This is a genomic window from Streptomyces sp. NPDC096323 (assembly GCF_040302845.1).
Taxonomy (GTDB): domain Bacteria; phylum Actinomycetota; class Actinomycetes; order Streptomycetales; family Streptomycetaceae; genus Streptomyces.
On the sequence record NZ_JBEOSI010000002.1, the window covers coordinates 724,120 to 739,587 of the forward strand.

Consider the following 15,468-nt stretch of genomic DNA (forward strand, 5'->3'; position numbering starts at 1 on the left):
ATGGGCACTTCCGTACGACCCCGAGCAGCCAACCCATCGTCATGGGCCCGGTAGGGGCCCGCGACCGCTATCACCCATTCGGGTGAGGCGGTCCCGAGCCCCCGGAGCCGCAGGCAGTCGCCTCAGGGCACCTTCACGGGCCTGGGCGCGGCGCCCCGTTCCGACAGCATCGCGGCCATGGCCTGCAGCTCGGACTGCTGGCCCTCGACCATGCCCCGGGCCAGCCGCTTCTCCGCCTTCACGCTGCACAGGTCCGCGCAGCCGCGGGCCATGTCGACACCGCCCCTGTGGTGGTCGGTCATCAGCTGGAGGTACAGGATCTCGGCCTGCTTGCCGCCGGCCCTGCGGAGCTGTCCGAGCTCGGTCCGGGTCGCCATGCCGGGCATGAGGGACCCGTCATGGGCCTCGTAACCGCCGTCCATGCCCGGCATCCCGGCCATGTCGTGGCCCGCGTGGTGTCCGCCGGCCATCCAGGCCATCGGCTCCTGCCCGGCGGCCGCCTTCGGCAGCTCCCACAGGTCCAGCCAGCCGAGCAGCATGCCCCGCTGGTTGGCCTGCGTGTTGGCGATGTCGTACGCGAACCGGCGTACGTCCTCGTCGTCCGTGCGGTCGCGCACGATGAACGACATCTCCACGGCCTGCTGGTGGTGGACGGCCATGTCACGGGCGAAGCCGGCGTCCGCGGAATCCGTCCCCGGGACCTGCGCGGCGGAGGCGGCCGCGTGATGGTCCGCCCCGTCGCCCCGCGCGGAGGCGACGGTCGCCGCGCCCGCGAAGAGCAGCGCGAGCGCGACGGCGGAACCGGCGGTCCACCGGACGCGCCGCGTGCGACGGGCGGAGTCCGCGTCCTGCCCCACCTCCGTCACCTCGGTCGTGTCCATCACCTCCGTCGTCTCCGTCACGGAGCCGCCCGTCCGCCGGTGCACGCCGCGCCCGGCTCGGGCGTCTGCGGCCCCTGCACGTACTTGGCGAAGAACTGCGCGACCCGGCGGTCATCGGCACTGTCCACCGTGACCTGCTTGCCCCAGGCGCTCAGCATGATCGTGCCGGCCTGGTCCTTGTACGGGCTCATCAGCGAGTACGGCGTCTTCCCGACCCGCTCGGCGAGCTTGTCCACGTCGGCGGCCGGGGCCTTGTCCGTGTACGTCACCCACACCGACCCGTGCTCAAGCGCGTGCACGGCGTTCATGTCAGGAATCGCCGTCTTGTATACGTCGCCGTCGCAGTTCATCCAGACGGGGCTGTGGTCACCGCCGACCGGCGGCTTCATCGGGTACGTGACGTTCTCGGTGACGTGGTTGCGGGTCAGCTTCTTCGCGTCCCACGTCCTCTCGCCCTTGATCGGACCGTCGGCGAGTTCCTTCTTCTCCGCCTCGGACTGTTCGGCGTTCTTGGCGTCGGCCGCCTTCTGGTCGGCCGAAGCCTGCGACTTGTCGACCAGCGTGTAGGCGCCGAAGCTGACGAGACCTGCGACGACGACGGCGCTGATGCTTATGACCAGCACGCGGCTGCGGCGGTCACGCGCCCGGTCCGCCTTGCGCATCTGCTCTATGCGGGTCCTGCGGTCGAAGCTCATGTCGTGAGTCCTTCTGCGAAGGGGCGATGAGAGGACGGAACGGGGTCGGGAACCGGTGCGCGCGGGGCAGTCGTGAAGCCTCCGCACCCCGTACGCACCATGGCCGACGATCGTAGTGGGTGGCCGAGTGCTCCATCTCACGCCGGGTGCGTAATCTGGGTGAAATCCGGGGTCGTGATACTGGACTCTCCCCCTTACCCCGGGCGGTGGTGCACGGACCGTCTGAACTGCAAGGATGTGGCTATGGACAAGCAGCAGGAATTCGTCCTCAGGACGCTTGAGGAGCGCGACATCCGGTTCGTACGGCTGTGGTTCACCGACGTGCTCGGTTACCTCAAGTCCGTGGCCGTGGCCCCCGCCGAGCTGGAACAGGCGTTTGACGAGGGCATCGGCTTCGATGGCTCTGCCATCGAGGGCTTCGCCCGGGTGTACGAGTCCGACATGATCGCCAAGCCGGACCCGGGCACGTTCCAGATCCTGCCCTGGCGAGCGGAGGCCCCCGGCACGGCCCGGATGTTCTGCGACATCCTCATGCCCGACGGCTCGCCCTCCTTCGCCGACCCGCGCTACGTGCTCAAGCGCATCCTGGCCAAGACCTCGGACCTGGGCTTCACCTTCTACACCCACCCGGAGATCGAGTTCTTCCTGCTGAAGAACAAGCCGGTCGACGGCACCCGCCCCACCCCCGCCGACAGCTCCGGCTACTTCGACCACACCCCGCAGAACGTCGGCATGGACTTCCGCCGCCAGGCGATCACCATGCTCGAGTCCATGGGTATCTCGGTCGAGTTCAGCCACCACGAGGGCGCCCCCGGCCAGCAGGAGATCGACCTGCGGTACGCGGACGCGCTCTCCACCGCCGACAACATCATGACGTTCCGCCTGGTCATGAAGCAGGTCGCGCTGGAGCAGGGCGTGCAGGCGACCTTCATGCCGAAGCCGTTCTCGGAGTACCCCGGCTCGGGCATGCACACCCACCTCTCCCTCTTCGAGGGCGACCGCAACGCGTTCTACGAGTCCGGCGCCGAATACCAGCTCTCAAAGGTGGGGCGCTCCTTCATCGCGGGCCTGCTCAAGCACGCCGCGGAGATCTCCGCCGTCACCAACCAGTGGGTCAACTCCTACAAGCGCATCTGGGGCGGCTCCTCCCGCGCAGCGGGCGCCGGCGGCGAGGCCCCCTCGTACATCTGCTGGGGCCACAACAACCGCTCGGCGCTCATCCGCGTCCCGATGTACAAGCCCGGCAAGACCGGCTCGGCCCGCGTCGAGGTCCGCTCCATCGACTCCGGCGCCAACCCCTACCTGACGTACGCGGTGCTCCTGGCCGCGGGCCTCAAGGGCATCGAGGAGGGCTACGAACTCCCGGCCGGCGCCGACGACGACGTCTGGGCCCTCTCCGACGCGGAGCGCCGCGCGATGGGCATCGAGCCGCTGCCGCAGAACCTGGGCGAGGCGATCGCGCTGATGGAGAAGAGCGAACTGGTCGCCGAGACACTCGGCGAGCACGTCTTCGACTTCTTCTTGCGCAACAAGAAGCAGGAGTGGGAGGAGTACCGCAGCGAGGTCACCGCCTTCGAGCTGAAGGCGCTGCTGCCGGTGCTGTAGGCGCCGCTCGCGCCTGTGGGTATACGGATGGCATCGGGCCGACGGTTTCGTACCGTCGGCCCGAAGCTGTGTCAGGAGTGCTGGGCCCCTCGACGGTTCGGTGAGCGCCGAACCGTCCCGCCGGTAGCGTGCGAAGCCCTGTGCGGGAGATGCCCGCGCTCGTAAGCACCGGAGGCGCCCGATGCCGGACGCAGGCCTGGAGCAGCAGGTGGCCGAGCGGTTTCGTGAGGTCAACGGCGACCATCCGATGAGCGAAGCCGATGACGCCTATGTCAGCGCGCAGTTCATCACCCTGGAACGGCTGTGCGCAGTCCACGGCCGCGATGCCGATGCCGTCCGCCGGCTGATGCTGGAGCAGCGTCTGCCGCTCCCTGGGTATCTGCGCTCCGACGGTGCGGAGATGGTGCCGGCCGACTTGTTCGCTCTCGCCGACGAAGCGGGCGGTGTACATCTGCTCGAAGCGTGGTTCACCGCTCAGTGGGCCGACCCGGGCACCGGGAATTCGGAGTGGAACGCGTATCTCAGCGGTCAGTACGTGTGCCTGCACTCGGTGACCCCGGCCGCCATTCAGCGCAAGGAGCATCTGACGACCGCGATCGGTGTCTCGGAGGACGATCCGGATGCCGGGTCGGCCCAGTGGGTTGAGCGGCTGCACGCAATGGTTGACGACCTCGATGCGCTGGAACCGGACTTCACGGCTTACGACCGGCTTCGGTTCGGCGGACCCACGTCACGGGACATCTGCATCGACGCCGTGCGCGCTCGCTTCCCACGTCCTTGCCCCGGACAGGTGGGCGGCGTTCTGAGGGCCGGTTGCGATCCCTCGTGCCGCACGGGCTTCGGGAAGCTCGACGAGGTGGCCGCGCTCACCGCACGCTACCGCTGCTGGGCGGATTCGAACGGGCCGTTGCCTGCCGCGGCCGGGCGTCCTCGTCTTCTGCCCGTAGCCACGCCGACTGGGCGTCACTCAGTGGCGGATCGAATCCTTCGGGGAACATCAGCATGACCGGCTGGGGCCACATTTTCTCCAGTCCGTGCTCCTGGCAGTCCAAGGCGACGAGGTGCGGACCTTCCCCGCAGGAGTCGTGCAGGTAGGGGCGGTCATGCGACCGGCAGAAGTAGCCGAACACCTCGCAGTTGTCATCGCCCCTCGGTTCGTGGAAACCGGGATCACTGAGGATCACGGTCACCGGTTCCTGCCGGTTCAGCCGAGGGATGGGCCTGGGGTCACGCCAGAGCAGTCGAGGGGGAAGCACGCGTTCATTCTCTGCCGAGGCGTAAGCGCATGAGCGCTGCGATTGATCGAGGTTGGGCAGATCCGTTGGGCCTGCCGGAGCAGTAGCGGCAATCGAAACACTCGTCTCGACTGCGGCAGGAGCCGAGAAGGCGGCAAAATATTCCTTCATGGCAGCCTCCCGTGATCCAGCCGACCTGTATCCCGACATCGCAGTTGAAGGCAGTCTCGCTGCCGCGCTCCAGGCCGCAGCGGACGAGGAAGACCTCGACGTGCGGTTCGAGGCTTCCGATTCGCTGCGCCATGCCTCGGTCATGAGTGTGGTTCCGCATCGGACGGCTCTGGATATCGGTGCCTGGGCGGTGGAACGTCGTTGGTCGATCCGCGGCTGCGAGACGTTTCAGAACATGGCGCTCATAGAGGGCAACACGCATGATATCGCTCAGCTTGCTCGGGCCGCGTGTGCCTGGCACAACGGGGCAGAGCTGGCCGAGATTCGCCGCGTTGCGCCGTTTGTTCATCTCACGGGGCGGTTCGAGGTGCCTGACCACGATCCGGTGCACCTGACCGAGTCCGAGTGGCAGCACCTGCGTACAGAGGCCAGTGAGATGGACGGGCCGGAGTACCGCGCACTCATCGAGGCCGCGTACGCGGAACCGGCACTGCGGAGGCTCTACCCGTTCACCAGCCACTGGACACTGCGATTCTCCACCAGTACGCGCCCGCGCCTCACTACCGTCCCGCTGTGCCTGGACGCGCACCGGCAGAAGCCCTACTCCGTCAGCGCCCACTACATGGGCGAGGTCCTCGCCGAGGCCGCAACAGCGGAGGCAGCCGTGTCTATGGCCCTGCGTCATCTGCCCTCCGACCTGGTTGCGATGACACCCGGGGTGGATTGAGCGAGGAACCGTTCGGCCTGGGAGTGGGCGCCGCCGTCGACGAGCTGCCTTCCGCTGGATGGATCGGTGATCAGGAGATGCGCAGCGCGTCCTCTTCGGGGAGCGCTTCTTCCCAGGTGTGCTGGTGTGGGTGGCCGGCGAACAAGCAGCAACCGTCTCCATCGAGCCCTGGTGCGACGGCCGGGCAGTCCGGGAGCACCGTCAGCTCAACATCCGTCCCCTGCCACCGGAGCCACAGGGCGGCGGTGGGCCGCGTGTCTTCGAGAAGGCCGTAGTGCGGGCCCGCTTCGTGCCGGGGCAGCTGACACTGGACGGCGCTGTCGACGCACCCCGAGGCCGACGTCTGACGGGCGTCCTGTGCCAGGGCAGGCGGCAGACGGCGCCAGAGCGCACACCGCATTACGACACCGTCCGGACGAATTCGGCGGAGTTCCGTTCGCGGCCTGTGCAGCGTGGGCATGCGCAGGGCGGGAAGGCGCAAAGGCTGACCGGGACCACCGGGCCCGTTCCGATCCGCACTTCTGTGCGGAGCCCCCAGGTTCGTCCGGAGTCGCGGGAGACTCTGAGCGTCATGGCCACCCGCTCTCCCGTGCTGTCGACTTGCGTTCTCGTGACATGGCCCAGTTCTTGTGCCAGCTTTTTGCTTTTCGTGGTCACGACCGGACTCCTCCATGTGTCACTGCCTGCTGATCTCGATCAACACCTAGAAAAGCGCGTGGAGTTTCAGACCTCCACGGCATCGATGCGGCACTCTTGACGCAGAAATGGGCAGGGGTACCGCAGCGGCCGGAGCTACGGAAAGGCACGGCATGGGACTGGCGGAGCGACGCAAGGCCCTGGGCTACAGTCAGGAGGAATTGGCACAGCTGGTCGGCGTGGACCGCACGACGATCGGACGTTGGGAAAGCGGCCGGACCCGTCCTCAGCCGACCCAGCGGCGAGGCTTGGCTCTTGCGCTGGAAATCAGTCTCCAAGAGCTGGATGTCCTCGCGTCACCACCGTGTACCGCAGCAGGCCTGGAAGCTGCCGGACAGCAGCAGCCCAACGAGCTCCAGAACGCGGGAGACCCCGACGAGATGATCCGCCGCGAATTTCTGCGCATACTGACCATCAGCGGAGCCCTGGCCGCCCTGCCGGTGGAGGACGCCGAGGTGCTCGTCGAGGGCGTGAACAGGGGGACTCCTGCTGACTTCGCACTCATGAACGGGCACCTCTGGCAGGTCTACCAACTGGCGCGCTCCAAAGGTGCCGTCTACCCCGTCATTCAGGACCAACTGACAGCTCTGAGTGACGCACTTGCGGAAGGCCGGGGCAGCAACCGCCCTCTGTTGAGCGCGGCGGCGGACCTCTTCCAGTTGGCAGGCGAGGTTGCGTTCGACGGCAGCAGATACTCCGACGCCGCAGCTTCATACTCACTGGCGGCATCAGTCAGCAAGGACGCCGGAGCGTACGACCTCTGGGCGTGCGCGCTCGTCCGGCACGCCTACGTGGACCTGTCCGAGCGTCGCTACCGGCAAGCCGTGCAGATCCTCGGTGTCGCCGCACGGCTGGCCGGCAAGGGTGACACCAACCTCTCCACGCGCCATTGGGTGGCATCCGTCCAAGCTGAAGCATACGCAGGCCTCGGAGACCTGGATGCGTGCGAACGCGCAATGGATCAGGCAGAGAGCGTCGTCGATCTCGCCGCCGGAAGCGTCAAAGGCGGTTGGCTCAGGTTCGACGGAGCACGTCTGGTGGAGGAGCGGGGCTCCCGCTACGTACAGCTGGGCCGACTCGACCTGGCGGAGCGTGCCCTGCAGGATGCTCTGCATCAGCCAGCCCTGGCGTCCGGACAGTCGTACCGGCGACGTGGCGCGGTGCTCACCGACCTTGCGGCCATCGGCGCGAAGCGGCGGGACGCCGAACAAGTCGTCGCGTACGGAAATGAGGCCATCAGCCTGGCCCGCGCTTCGGGGTCGGGGTATGTCGCCCGTAGACTCCTGTCCCTGCGTGACGAGTTCGGTCCCTTGAGCCGAGATCATCGAGTGGCCGAGCTGGGGGCGGAGATTGCCGCGCTGAGCGCGCCATGACGAGGGAGAGAGACATGTCGCAGAGCGACGGTGCACGGCTGTTCCGGGAAACCTGGATTGCCGGAGTGCGCCGGCACTTCCCCGGCGAGCCGAAGGCGGGATACGTCACCCCGTGGGGCGACACACCCAAGTGGGAGCGCGAGGCAGCGGGATCGGTCTACGAACAGGTCCGGCAGTTCGTCGAGCTCAGCGACGGCCATGCGTCGAGGCTCTCCCGCGAGCAGAAGAGCCGCTTCGTCGCGACGTGTTGGACGGCCCAGATGTTCAAGCACTTCGAGGATCCGAAGCCCGGGTACGTGGCGGACTGGCGTGATCTGCCGACCTGGCAGCAGGAGACCGACGCCGATATCTTCGAGGCCATCGAGGCAATGTCGGTGTGACCGGCGTGTCTTCTTTCAGTCCGCTTCCGCAGGGAGCAGAGCCGATGGTTTTGCTCCGCGGGGTGGCTGCGGGGCGTCGAGCTGCTCGCCGCCTCCAGTGAGGGTGGCGGGGGAACACCGTCGTAGTCCGCGCGGCCCGGATCATCCGGCGCGATCCGGTGGCACTTGGGTGTATTCCCCGTTGCGGAAGACGAACACGACCGGTTCCGTGTCGAATTCGTGGCGCAGATGGCCGCCGTACCCGGGGAACGCGATGTGCGGCGCCAGCACTTCGAGCAGGGTGTCGACGTACAGCAGATTGTCGTCGACCCAGTAGTTCCGGGCGAAGAGTTCCCACAGGGGAAGACCCTGCTCGTCCAGCCTCTCCGATTCCCGCAGGACCGCCGCGTCGCCTCCGGGCAACCGGGATTGCGGGGACGGGATGAGCAACTGCCAAGGGTGGTCGTCCTCGTCGAGGTCTTCCGGGCAGTCGCGGGCCAGGCCCAGATGCCAGCGCAGCGTGGACAGGGCGGACTCCGGCGAGTCGTTGCGCATGAAGCAGGACAGGATCATCTCGTAGCGATCACTCATGGCGGGCAGTATGAAGGGGAAACAGACGCCGGCCGACACAGGTGCCTCGGGGACTGCCCGTCGCCACACGGAGGAGCACTACGGTAGGCCGATGCCACCGACCCCGCACCGTGCCGCGCTCCTCGTCATCGACATGCAGCGCGATATGAGGCCGATCATGCACCGCGCCGACCACGCCGTCGGAACCATCGCGGGGCTCAGCTCCCGGGCGCGCGCCGCGAGCGTTCCCGTCGTCACGGTCCAGCAGCAAGGGTGCGGCGATGTCTTGCCGGGACTGACACCGCGGAAGGGAGAGGCGGTGGTGACGAAGACCTGCGCCGACGCCTTCCTGAACACTGATCTCGACGAGACGCTCGTCCGGCTCGGCGTGACAGAGGTCCTGGTCACCGGCTTCGCCACCGAGAACTGCGTGGAGACCACGGCCCGCCAGGCCCTCAGCCACGGCTACGACCTGGTGCTGGTGGCGGACGGGCACACCACATCGCTCCGCCCCCAGCCGACGGACTTCGTCCCTCCGGACCAGTCGATCGCCCATCACAACGAGATCTACCGGCACATCGACTTCCCTGACCGCAGCGTTCGGGTCCTGGCCGCAGCAGAGATCGACTTCCTGGCGCCGAAGGTGAACGCGCCCGAGGGGTGAGGCCGGGGCGGGGCTGCACGGCTCAGGCGAAGCTCCGCCCCATCTCGTCCAGGATCTCGTCGATCACGTCGATGGGCTCCCGGGCCAGGTCCTCCTCGATCCACATGCGCATCGCGATCCGCAGCGAGGAGAGGAACGCCGCCGCGAGGACCAGAGGGCGGACCGGGTGTGACGAGTGGGTCGTGCGGCCGGCCACGGCCTCGGCCAAGTCGCGCTCCAGCGCCGCGTGGTTGGCGAGCTGACGGGCCAGGAGGGAGGGGTGCTGCATGGCGAGTCGGGTACGGACGGCCCATTCGCGTTCCGGGGGTGCGACGCGCTCCGCGAACTGGGTCATGGCCGCCCGCAGCGCCGCCCAGGCCCCCTCCTCGGCGGGGCGCTCGCGTACGGCCCGGACCAGCTCCCTGATCTGCTGCTCCTCGCCGTGGAGGAGGGCGTCCTCCTTGCCGGCGAAGTAGTTGGAGAACGTTCTGCGGGAGATCCCGGCCGCGTCCGCCACGGCCTCCACCGTGAGCTGCTCGAAGCCGTGCTCGACGGTCAGCCGCAAGGCCGCTTCGTGCACGGCCTGGCGGGTGGCTTCCTTCTTGCGTTCCCGTAGTCCCACAGCGCGCTCCATGCGGGCCATTATCCGCAGCCGGAACTTCCCGGGGGCAACGGCCGTACGGACTGGACCGGACCTGCGGGTCCCAGTGACAATGGCCGTACGGCTGCGGCGTCACCGTCGGCCGCGGACGGGGGGATGGGCGATGACCGAGGTCTTCGTGGTGTTCGGACTGCTGCTTTCAACGATCATCGCTCTGGTCGTGAAGCTGATGCTGAAGGAACGGCGGCGCCGTACGGAGAACTTCGACGGCCAGCAGATCGAGCGCCACCACAGCTCCGAGATCCGCAACATCAGGGCGGCGAACACGTCGGTCGCCGTCCACAACCGCCTCTTCGACGGGGGTAACGACCACGGGCCCAGGCGGCGCTGAGCCCTGGTCGGATCCGGCCCGGGGCTGGCTGCGGTAATGTTTCGCATCCCCGCACGGGGACGTACCGAAGGAGGTGGGACCCATTACCGCTGTATCAGGCTGGGTGCCCGCCTCACATGATCGCGTGGCCGACCGGACGTAGCCGGTCGCGGAGCACCCATCGGCGTTTCCCGAAAGGCTCCGCTCCATGTCCGTCCCGCTGTCACCGCTCGCCCTCTCCTCCCTCGTCACCACTCTCCGCTCCGCCGGCTGTGTCTTCGCCGAGGACGAGGCGGACCTGATCGCCGCCACCGCGGCCGGTCCCGTCGAACTGGCCGCCATGGTGGAACGGCGTGTCGTCGGCCACCCCCTGGAACACGTCCTCGGCTGGGCCGAGTTCAGCGGCCTGCGCATTGCCGTGGACCCCGGCGTCTTCGTTCCCCGTCGCCGCACCGAGTTCCTGATCCGCCAGGCCGCTCGACTGGCCCCCAGCCCGGCCGTCGTGGTCGACCTCTGCTGCGGTTCCGGCGCGCTCGGCGCCGCGCTTGCCGCGGCGCTGGAGGGGGTGGAGCTCCACGCCGCCGACGTCGAGCCCGCCGCGGTCCGCTGTGCCCGGCGGAACGTGGGTGACCTGGGCCGGGTTTACGAGGGTGACCTCTTCGCCCCTCTGCCCGGGGCCCTGTGCGGGCGGGTCGACGTGCTCCTCGCCAATGTGCCGTACGTACCGACCGACGATGTCGCCCTGCTGCCCGCCGAGGCGCGCGTCCATGAACCCCTCGTCGCCCTCGACGGGGGCGGCGACGGCCTCGACGTCATGCGCCGGGTGGCCGCCGAGGCGCCGCGGTGGCTCGCCCCGGGCGGCAGCCTGCTGGTCGAGACGAGCGAACGTCAGGCGGAACGGGCCGCGGAGGTGGTGGGTGGCAGCGGGCTCGTGGCGCGGGTGGTCACGTCCGACACGCTGTACGCCACGGTTGTCATTGGGACGCGGCCCTTTCCGGGGCGGGGGGTTTTGTCCTCAAGCGCCGGACGGGCTTGATGGGGCGGGGCCCTCGCGGAGTGCGGGTTCCCCTTGGCCCGGGTCTCTGTCCTCAATCGCCGGACGGGCTTGAAGTGGTGCGGGTGCTCCGCGTTGCGGAGGCGCGGTACGCCCCTGGGTGGGGGTCCGGGGTCCCTCCGGGGCGTCTCCTCGGACGACGAACGTTCGGCGGGTACGTGATGGACCCGGGTCGGTGTTCGTCGTCCTGCGGGGACTCCCCTGCACGCCCCCGGCCCCGGCCGTCTGGCGTCTGCGGCAGTCGATCCACCGGGCGTTCACACGCAAGACGGCTGGGTGGGGGCGTGCAGGGGAGTCCCCGCAGGAAATGGCGTACGACTCGGGTCGTTTCCGCACCCGGCCGCACATGCCATTTCTGAGGAGTCTCCCCGGAGGGACCCCACCCCCCACCCACCGGCGTGGCGCCCCGCACCCGGCGGGGGCACCCGCACAAACCAAGCCCGTCCGGCGATTGAGGACGGAACCCGCGCCCCCCAGCTAGGCTCGGAAGGCTGGATAGCTGATCGGCGGCGGGCAGGAGCGCGGAATGACGACGGTGCCGGGGCGCAGGAGCAGCACGTTCACCCGATTGCTGCGGCACGGCTTCACCGATCCGTCGGCCGCCGAGCGGCTGCTCGACCTGGACGATCTGTCCTCCGTACGGTCGGACCCCGTGCTCCTCGAAGCCCTCGGGGCCACCGCCGACCCCGATCTGGCGCTGCGCGGCCTGGTCCGGGTCGTCGAGGCCGAGGAGGCCGACGAGCGGCAGATCCTGCTGGACACCCTCGTCACCGCCAAGCCCCTGCGGGACCGGCTCCTCGGGGTGCTCGGGGCGTCCGAGGCGCTCGGCGACCACTTGGCCCGGCATCCGCGCGACTGGCAGGCCCTCGTCACGTACGAGGCGGCCGACCTGCACCCCGGGGTGCCGGAGTTCGAACGGGAGCTGGCCGGGGCCGATGATCCGGACGCCCTGCGGGTCGCCTACCGCCGGTGCCTGCTGTCGATAGCGGCCCGCGACGTGTGCGGCACGACGGACGTCGCCGAGGCCGCCGCCGAGCTGGCCGACCTGGCCACCGCCACCCTCCGGTCCGCGCTCGACATCGCCCGTGAGGCCGCGCCCGCCGACGCCGCGCAGTGCCGGCTCGCCGTCATCGCCATGGGCAAATGCGGCGGCCACGAGCTGAACTACGTCTCCGACGTCGACGTCATCTTCGTCGCGGAAGCCGTCGACGGCGCCGAGGAGAGCGCGGCCATGCAGGCCGCCACCCGACTGGCCGCGCACATGATGCGGGTCTGTTCCGACAACACCGTCGAGGGCACCATCTGGCCCGTCGACGCCAACCTCCGGCCCGAAGGCCGCAACGGGCCGCTGGTGCGCACGCTCAGCTCGCACCTCGCCTACTACCAGCGCTGGGCCAAGACCTGGGAGTTCCAGGCGCTGCTCAAGGCCCGCCCGGTGGCCGGCGACGAGGAGCTGGGCGCCGAGTACGTCGAGGCAGTCTCGCCGCTCGTCTGGCAGGCCGCAGACCGCGAGAACTTCGTGCCCGACGTGCAGAAGATGCGCCGCCGCGTCGTCGACACCATCCCGGCCGACCGGGTCGACCGCGAGATCAAGCTCGGTCCGGGCGGACTGCGGGACGTCGAGTTCGCCGTGCAGCTGCTCCAGCTCGTGCACGGCCGCAACGACCCCGCCCTGCGCAGCGGATCCACCCTGGAGGCCCTGGGCGCGCTCGCCCGGGGCGGATACGTGGGGCGGGTGGACGCCGCCCAGCTGGACGACGCCTACCGCTTCCTGCGCACCATGGAGCACCGCATCCAGCTCTACCGACTGCGCCGCACCCACCTCGTCCCGGTGGACGAGCCGGACCTGCGGCGGCTCGGCCGCTCCCTGGGGATGCGCACCGACCCCGTCGCCGAACTGAACCAGGCGTGGAAGCGGCACGCCTCCGTGGTGCGGCGGCTGCACGAGAAGCTGTTCTACCGGCCACTCCTCGACGCCGTCGCCCAGCTCGCCCCCGGCGAGTCCCGGCTCAGCACGAGGGCTGCCGCGTACCGTCTCGGCGCCCTCGGGTACGAGGACCCGGCGGCCGCCCTGCGGCATCTGGAGGCGCTGTCCTCCGGGGTGTCGCGCAAGGCCGCCATCCAGCGCACGCTGCTGCCGGTGCTCCTCGGCTGGTTCGCCGACTCCGCCGACCCGGACGCCGGACTCCTCGGCTTCCGCAAGGTGTCCGACGCGCTCGGCAAGACCCCGTGGTACCTGCGCCTCCTGCGCGACGAGGGCGCGGCCGCGGAGAACCTCGCCCGGGTCCTGTCCGCCGGGCGGCTCGCCCCCGACCTGCTGCTGCGCGCCCCCGAGGCCGTCGCGATCCTCGGTGACCCGCAGGGGCTGAAGCCTCGCAGCCGGGAGCACCTGGAGCAGGAGGTGCTGGCCGCGGTGGGACGCGCGGAGGACGCGGAGTCGGCGGTGGCGGTGGTGCGCGGGGTGCGGCGGCGGGAGCTGTTCCGTACGACGGCCGCGGACCTCATCGGCTCGTACGGCACCGAGGAGAACCCGGCCGAATCCGACCCGGGGGCGCTCGTGGACCGGGTCGGCTCCGCCGTCACCGATCTGAACGCCGTCACGATCGCCGGCGCCCTGCGCGCCGCCGTCCGCGCGGAGTGGGGCGACACCCTGCCCACCCGGTTCGCGGTGATCGGCATGGGGCGCTTCGGCGGCCACGAGCTCGGATACGGCTCCGACGCGGACGTCCTGTTCGTGCACGCGCCCCGGGAGGGCGTCGGCGACCAGGAGGCGAGCCGCGCCGCGAACCGGGTGGTCGCGGAGATGCGCCGGCTGCTCCAGCTGCCCACCGCCGACCCGCCGCTCCTCATCGACGCCGACCTGCGCCCCGAGGGCAAGAGCGGGCCGCTGGTGCGCACGCTGAAGTCGTACGAGGCGTACTACCGGCGCTGGTCGCTGGTCTGGGAGAGCCAGGCGTTGCTGCGGGCCCAGCCGATGGCCGGTGACATGGACCTGGGCCACGACTTCATCGAGCTCATCGATCCCCTGCGGTATCCGGAGGAAGGGCTGGGGGAGGACGCGGTCCGGGAGATCCGGCGGCTCAAGGCCCGGATGGAGTCCGAGCGGCTGCCGCGCGGCGCGGACCCGACGCTCCACGCGAAGCTCGGGCGCGGCGGGCTGAGCGACGTCGAGTGGACGGTCCAGCTGATGCAGATGCAGCACGGCTCGGCGGTGCCGGGGCTGCGCACGACGCGGACGCGGCAGGCGCTGGTCGCGGCGCGCGAGGCGGAGCTGATCTCGGGCGAGGACGCGCAGACGCTGGACGAGGCGTGGGTCCTGGCGACGCGGGTCCGCAACGCGGTGATGCTGGTGCGCGGGCGGCCGGGCGACACGTTCCCCTCCGGGCCGCGGGAGCTGACCGCCGTGGGGCGGTATCTGGGGTACGAGCCCGGGCATGTCGGGGACATGTTGGACGACTACCGGAGGATTACGCGGCGGGCCCGGGCGGTGGTGGAGGAGCGGTTCTATTCGGCGGGGGGTTAGGGCCTGTCCCTGCCGCAGGGCCAGGTGCGTCCCGCCGCTGCCTTCTCGCTCTTTGGGCGTCGCGTCACCGCGGTCAGGCGGGTGCGGGCGGCCGGCTTCGGGGGGATGCGTTTGGGGAGGTGATGCGGCAGCGCTCCGTACCAGGCGTACGACACCGCGTAACCGAAGGCCAGGCAGGCCATGCCGCCCACCGCGTCCAGCCAGAAGTGGTTCGCGGTCGCCACGATCACGATCAGGGTGGCCGTCGGGTAGAGCAGGCCCAGGATGCGCGCCCACGGGGCGGAGGCCAGGGCGAAGAGGGTGAGGCCGCACCAGAGGGACCAGCCGATGTGCATCGAGGGCATCGCCGCGTACTGGTTCGACATCTGTTTGAAGTTGCCCGAGGCCATCGAACCCCAGGTCTCATGGATCATGACCGTGTCGATGAAGTGGCCGCCGTTCATCAGGCGGGGCGGCGCCAACGGGTAGAGGTAGTAGCCGAGCAGGGCCACGGCCGTGGTCGCGAACAGGGCCAGGCGGGCCGGTGCGTAGCGGCCGGGGTGGCGGCGGAACAGCCAGATGAGCACACCGATGGTGACCACGAAGTGCAGGGTCGCGTAGTAGTAGTTCATCGACACGATCAGCCATGTCACCGAGTTGACCGTGTGGTTGACGGACCGCTCCACGGCGATGCCCATGAACCGCTCGACCGACCAAAGCCAGTCGGCGTTGGAGAGGGCCGCTGCCTTCTGTTCGGGGACGGCGTTGCGCACCAGCGAGTACAGCCAGTAACTGACCGCGATCAGCAGGATTTCGAACCAGAGGCGCGGCCGCCGGGGCGACCGTGGGGAACGGAGGCCTGCCACGCCGTGACCGAGCAGTGTGCCGATCCGGCCGGAGCCGCCGTCCTGCTTCGTATTCGCCTCGGGGGCCGCCTCGTTCACGATGGGTGACGGGGTGGCCTCCGTGCGGCCTTCCTGTGGTTT

The 15,468-nt window shown here is 69.6% G+C and carries 13 protein-coding genes and 1 pseudogene; 9 read left to right on the forward strand and 5 right to left on the reverse strand.

The window, feature by feature from the left end; genetic code table 11:
• Positions 1-122 precede the first annotated feature (122 nt).
• Both ABTX18_RS07240 and ABTX18_RS07245 read right to left on the reverse strand, forming a co-directional pair.
• Positions 123-881 carry a DUF305 domain-containing protein gene (locus ABTX18_RS07240; protein ID WP_352121869.1) on the reverse strand — a complete coding sequence of 253 codons (759 nt, stop codon included), beginning with the start codon at positions 879-881 and terminating at the stop codon, positions 123-125.
• A 17-nt stretch (positions 882-898) separates the two neighbouring features.
• Complete coding sequence (locus tag ABTX18_RS07245; protein WP_352121736.1) at positions 899-1,576, reverse strand: thioredoxin-like domain-containing protein; 678 nt, start codon at positions 1,574-1,576, stop codon at positions 899-901.
• A 243-nt stretch (positions 1,577-1,819) separates the two neighbouring features.
• On the opposite strand from ABTX18_RS07245, the gene glnA2 reads away from it, so the two are divergent.
• The 5 genes and pseudogenes from glnA2 to ABTX18_RS07270 all read left to right on the forward strand — a co-directional run bounded on the left by glnA2 (position 1,820) and on the right by ABTX18_RS07270 (position 7,763).
• A complete protein-coding gene (gene glnA2, locus ABTX18_RS07250) occupies positions 1,820-3,181 on the forward strand; it encodes a gamma-glutamylpolyamine synthetase GlnA2 (RefSeq protein ID WP_136324925.1) in 1,362 nt (453 codons plus the stop codon).
• 181 nt (positions 3,182-3,362) lie between these two features.
• Positions 3,363-3,959: pseudogene (locus ABTX18_RS07255) on the forward strand (DUF6058 family natural product biosynthesis protein); the annotation flags it as partial.
• Positions 3,960-4,585: 626 nt separating this feature from the next.
• Positions 4,586-5,314, forward strand: a complete 729-nt coding sequence (locus ABTX18_RS07260; protein WP_352121737.1) for a DUF6193 family natural product biosynthesis protein — start codon at positions 4,586-4,588, stop codon at positions 5,312-5,314.
• Between the two features lie 809 nt (positions 5,315-6,123).
• Positions 6,124-7,383 (forward strand): NsdA family TPR-like regulatory protein, encoded by a 1,260-nt coding sequence (locus ABTX18_RS07265; RefSeq protein ID WP_352121738.1) that lies wholly within the window; start codon positions 6,124-6,126, stop codon positions 7,381-7,383.
• 14 nt (positions 7,384-7,397) lie between these two features.
• The gene (locus ABTX18_RS07270) at positions 7,398-7,763 is read left to right on the forward strand and encodes a hypothetical protein (protein WP_352121739.1); all 366 of its coding nucleotides are present in this window, start codon (positions 7,398-7,400) and stop codon (positions 7,761-7,763) included.
• A gap of 141 nt (positions 7,764-7,904) precedes the next feature.
• Here ABTX18_RS07270 and ABTX18_RS07275 read toward each other — a convergent pair whose 3' ends face one another.
• Positions 7,905-8,333: a hypothetical protein gene (locus ABTX18_RS07275; RefSeq protein ID WP_352121740.1), complete on the reverse strand. Its 429-nt coding sequence runs from the start codon at positions 8,331-8,333 to the stop codon at positions 7,905-7,907.
• A 91-nt stretch (positions 8,334-8,424) separates the two neighbouring features.
• Here ABTX18_RS07275 and ABTX18_RS07280 point away from each other — a divergent pair, with 91 nt between their 5' ends.
• Positions 8,425-8,976, forward strand: coding sequence for an isochorismatase family protein (locus ABTX18_RS07280; protein WP_352121741.1), 552 nt, complete (start codon positions 8,425-8,427; stop codon positions 8,974-8,976).
• A 22-nt stretch (positions 8,977-8,998) separates the two neighbouring features.
• Here the strand turns inward: ABTX18_RS07280 and ABTX18_RS07285 are convergent, their stop codons facing one another.
• The gene (locus tag ABTX18_RS07285) at positions 8,999-9,589 is read right to left on the reverse strand and encodes a TetR/AcrR family transcriptional regulator (protein WP_352121742.1); all 591 of its coding nucleotides are present in this window, start codon (positions 9,587-9,589) and stop codon (positions 8,999-9,001) included.
• 130 nt (positions 9,590-9,719) lie between these two features.
• Here ABTX18_RS07285 and ABTX18_RS07290 point away from each other — a divergent pair, with 130 nt between their 5' ends.
• From ABTX18_RS07290 to ABTX18_RS07300, 3 genes are all read left to right on the forward strand, one after another.
• Positions 9,720-9,947 carry a hypothetical protein gene (locus tag ABTX18_RS07290; RefSeq protein WP_352121743.1) on the forward strand — a complete coding sequence of 76 codons (228 nt, stop codon included), beginning with the start codon at positions 9,720-9,722 and terminating at the stop codon, positions 9,945-9,947.
• Between the two features lie 187 nt (positions 9,948-10,134).
• Positions 10,135-10,962 carry a putative protein N(5)-glutamine methyltransferase gene (locus ABTX18_RS07295; RefSeq protein ID WP_352121744.1) on the forward strand — a complete coding sequence of 276 codons (828 nt, stop codon included), beginning with the start codon at positions 10,135-10,137 and terminating at the stop codon, positions 10,960-10,962.
• Between the two features lie 544 nt (positions 10,963-11,506).
• Positions 11,507-14,503: a bifunctional [glutamine synthetase] adenylyltransferase/[glutamine synthetase]-adenylyl-L-tyrosine phosphorylase gene (locus tag ABTX18_RS07300; RefSeq protein WP_352121745.1), complete on the forward strand. Its 2,997-nt coding sequence runs from the start codon at positions 11,507-11,509 to the stop codon at positions 14,501-14,503.
• On the opposite strand, the gene ABTX18_RS07305 is transcribed toward ABTX18_RS07300, so the two are convergent.
• Positions 14,500-15,426 (reverse strand): phosphatase PAP2 family protein, encoded by a 927-nt coding sequence (locus tag ABTX18_RS07305; protein WP_503061111.1) that lies wholly within the window; start codon positions 15,424-15,426, stop codon positions 14,500-14,502. The genes ABTX18_RS07300 and ABTX18_RS07305 overlap by 4 nt on opposite strands.
• Positions 15,427-15,468: the final 42 nt, after the last annotated feature.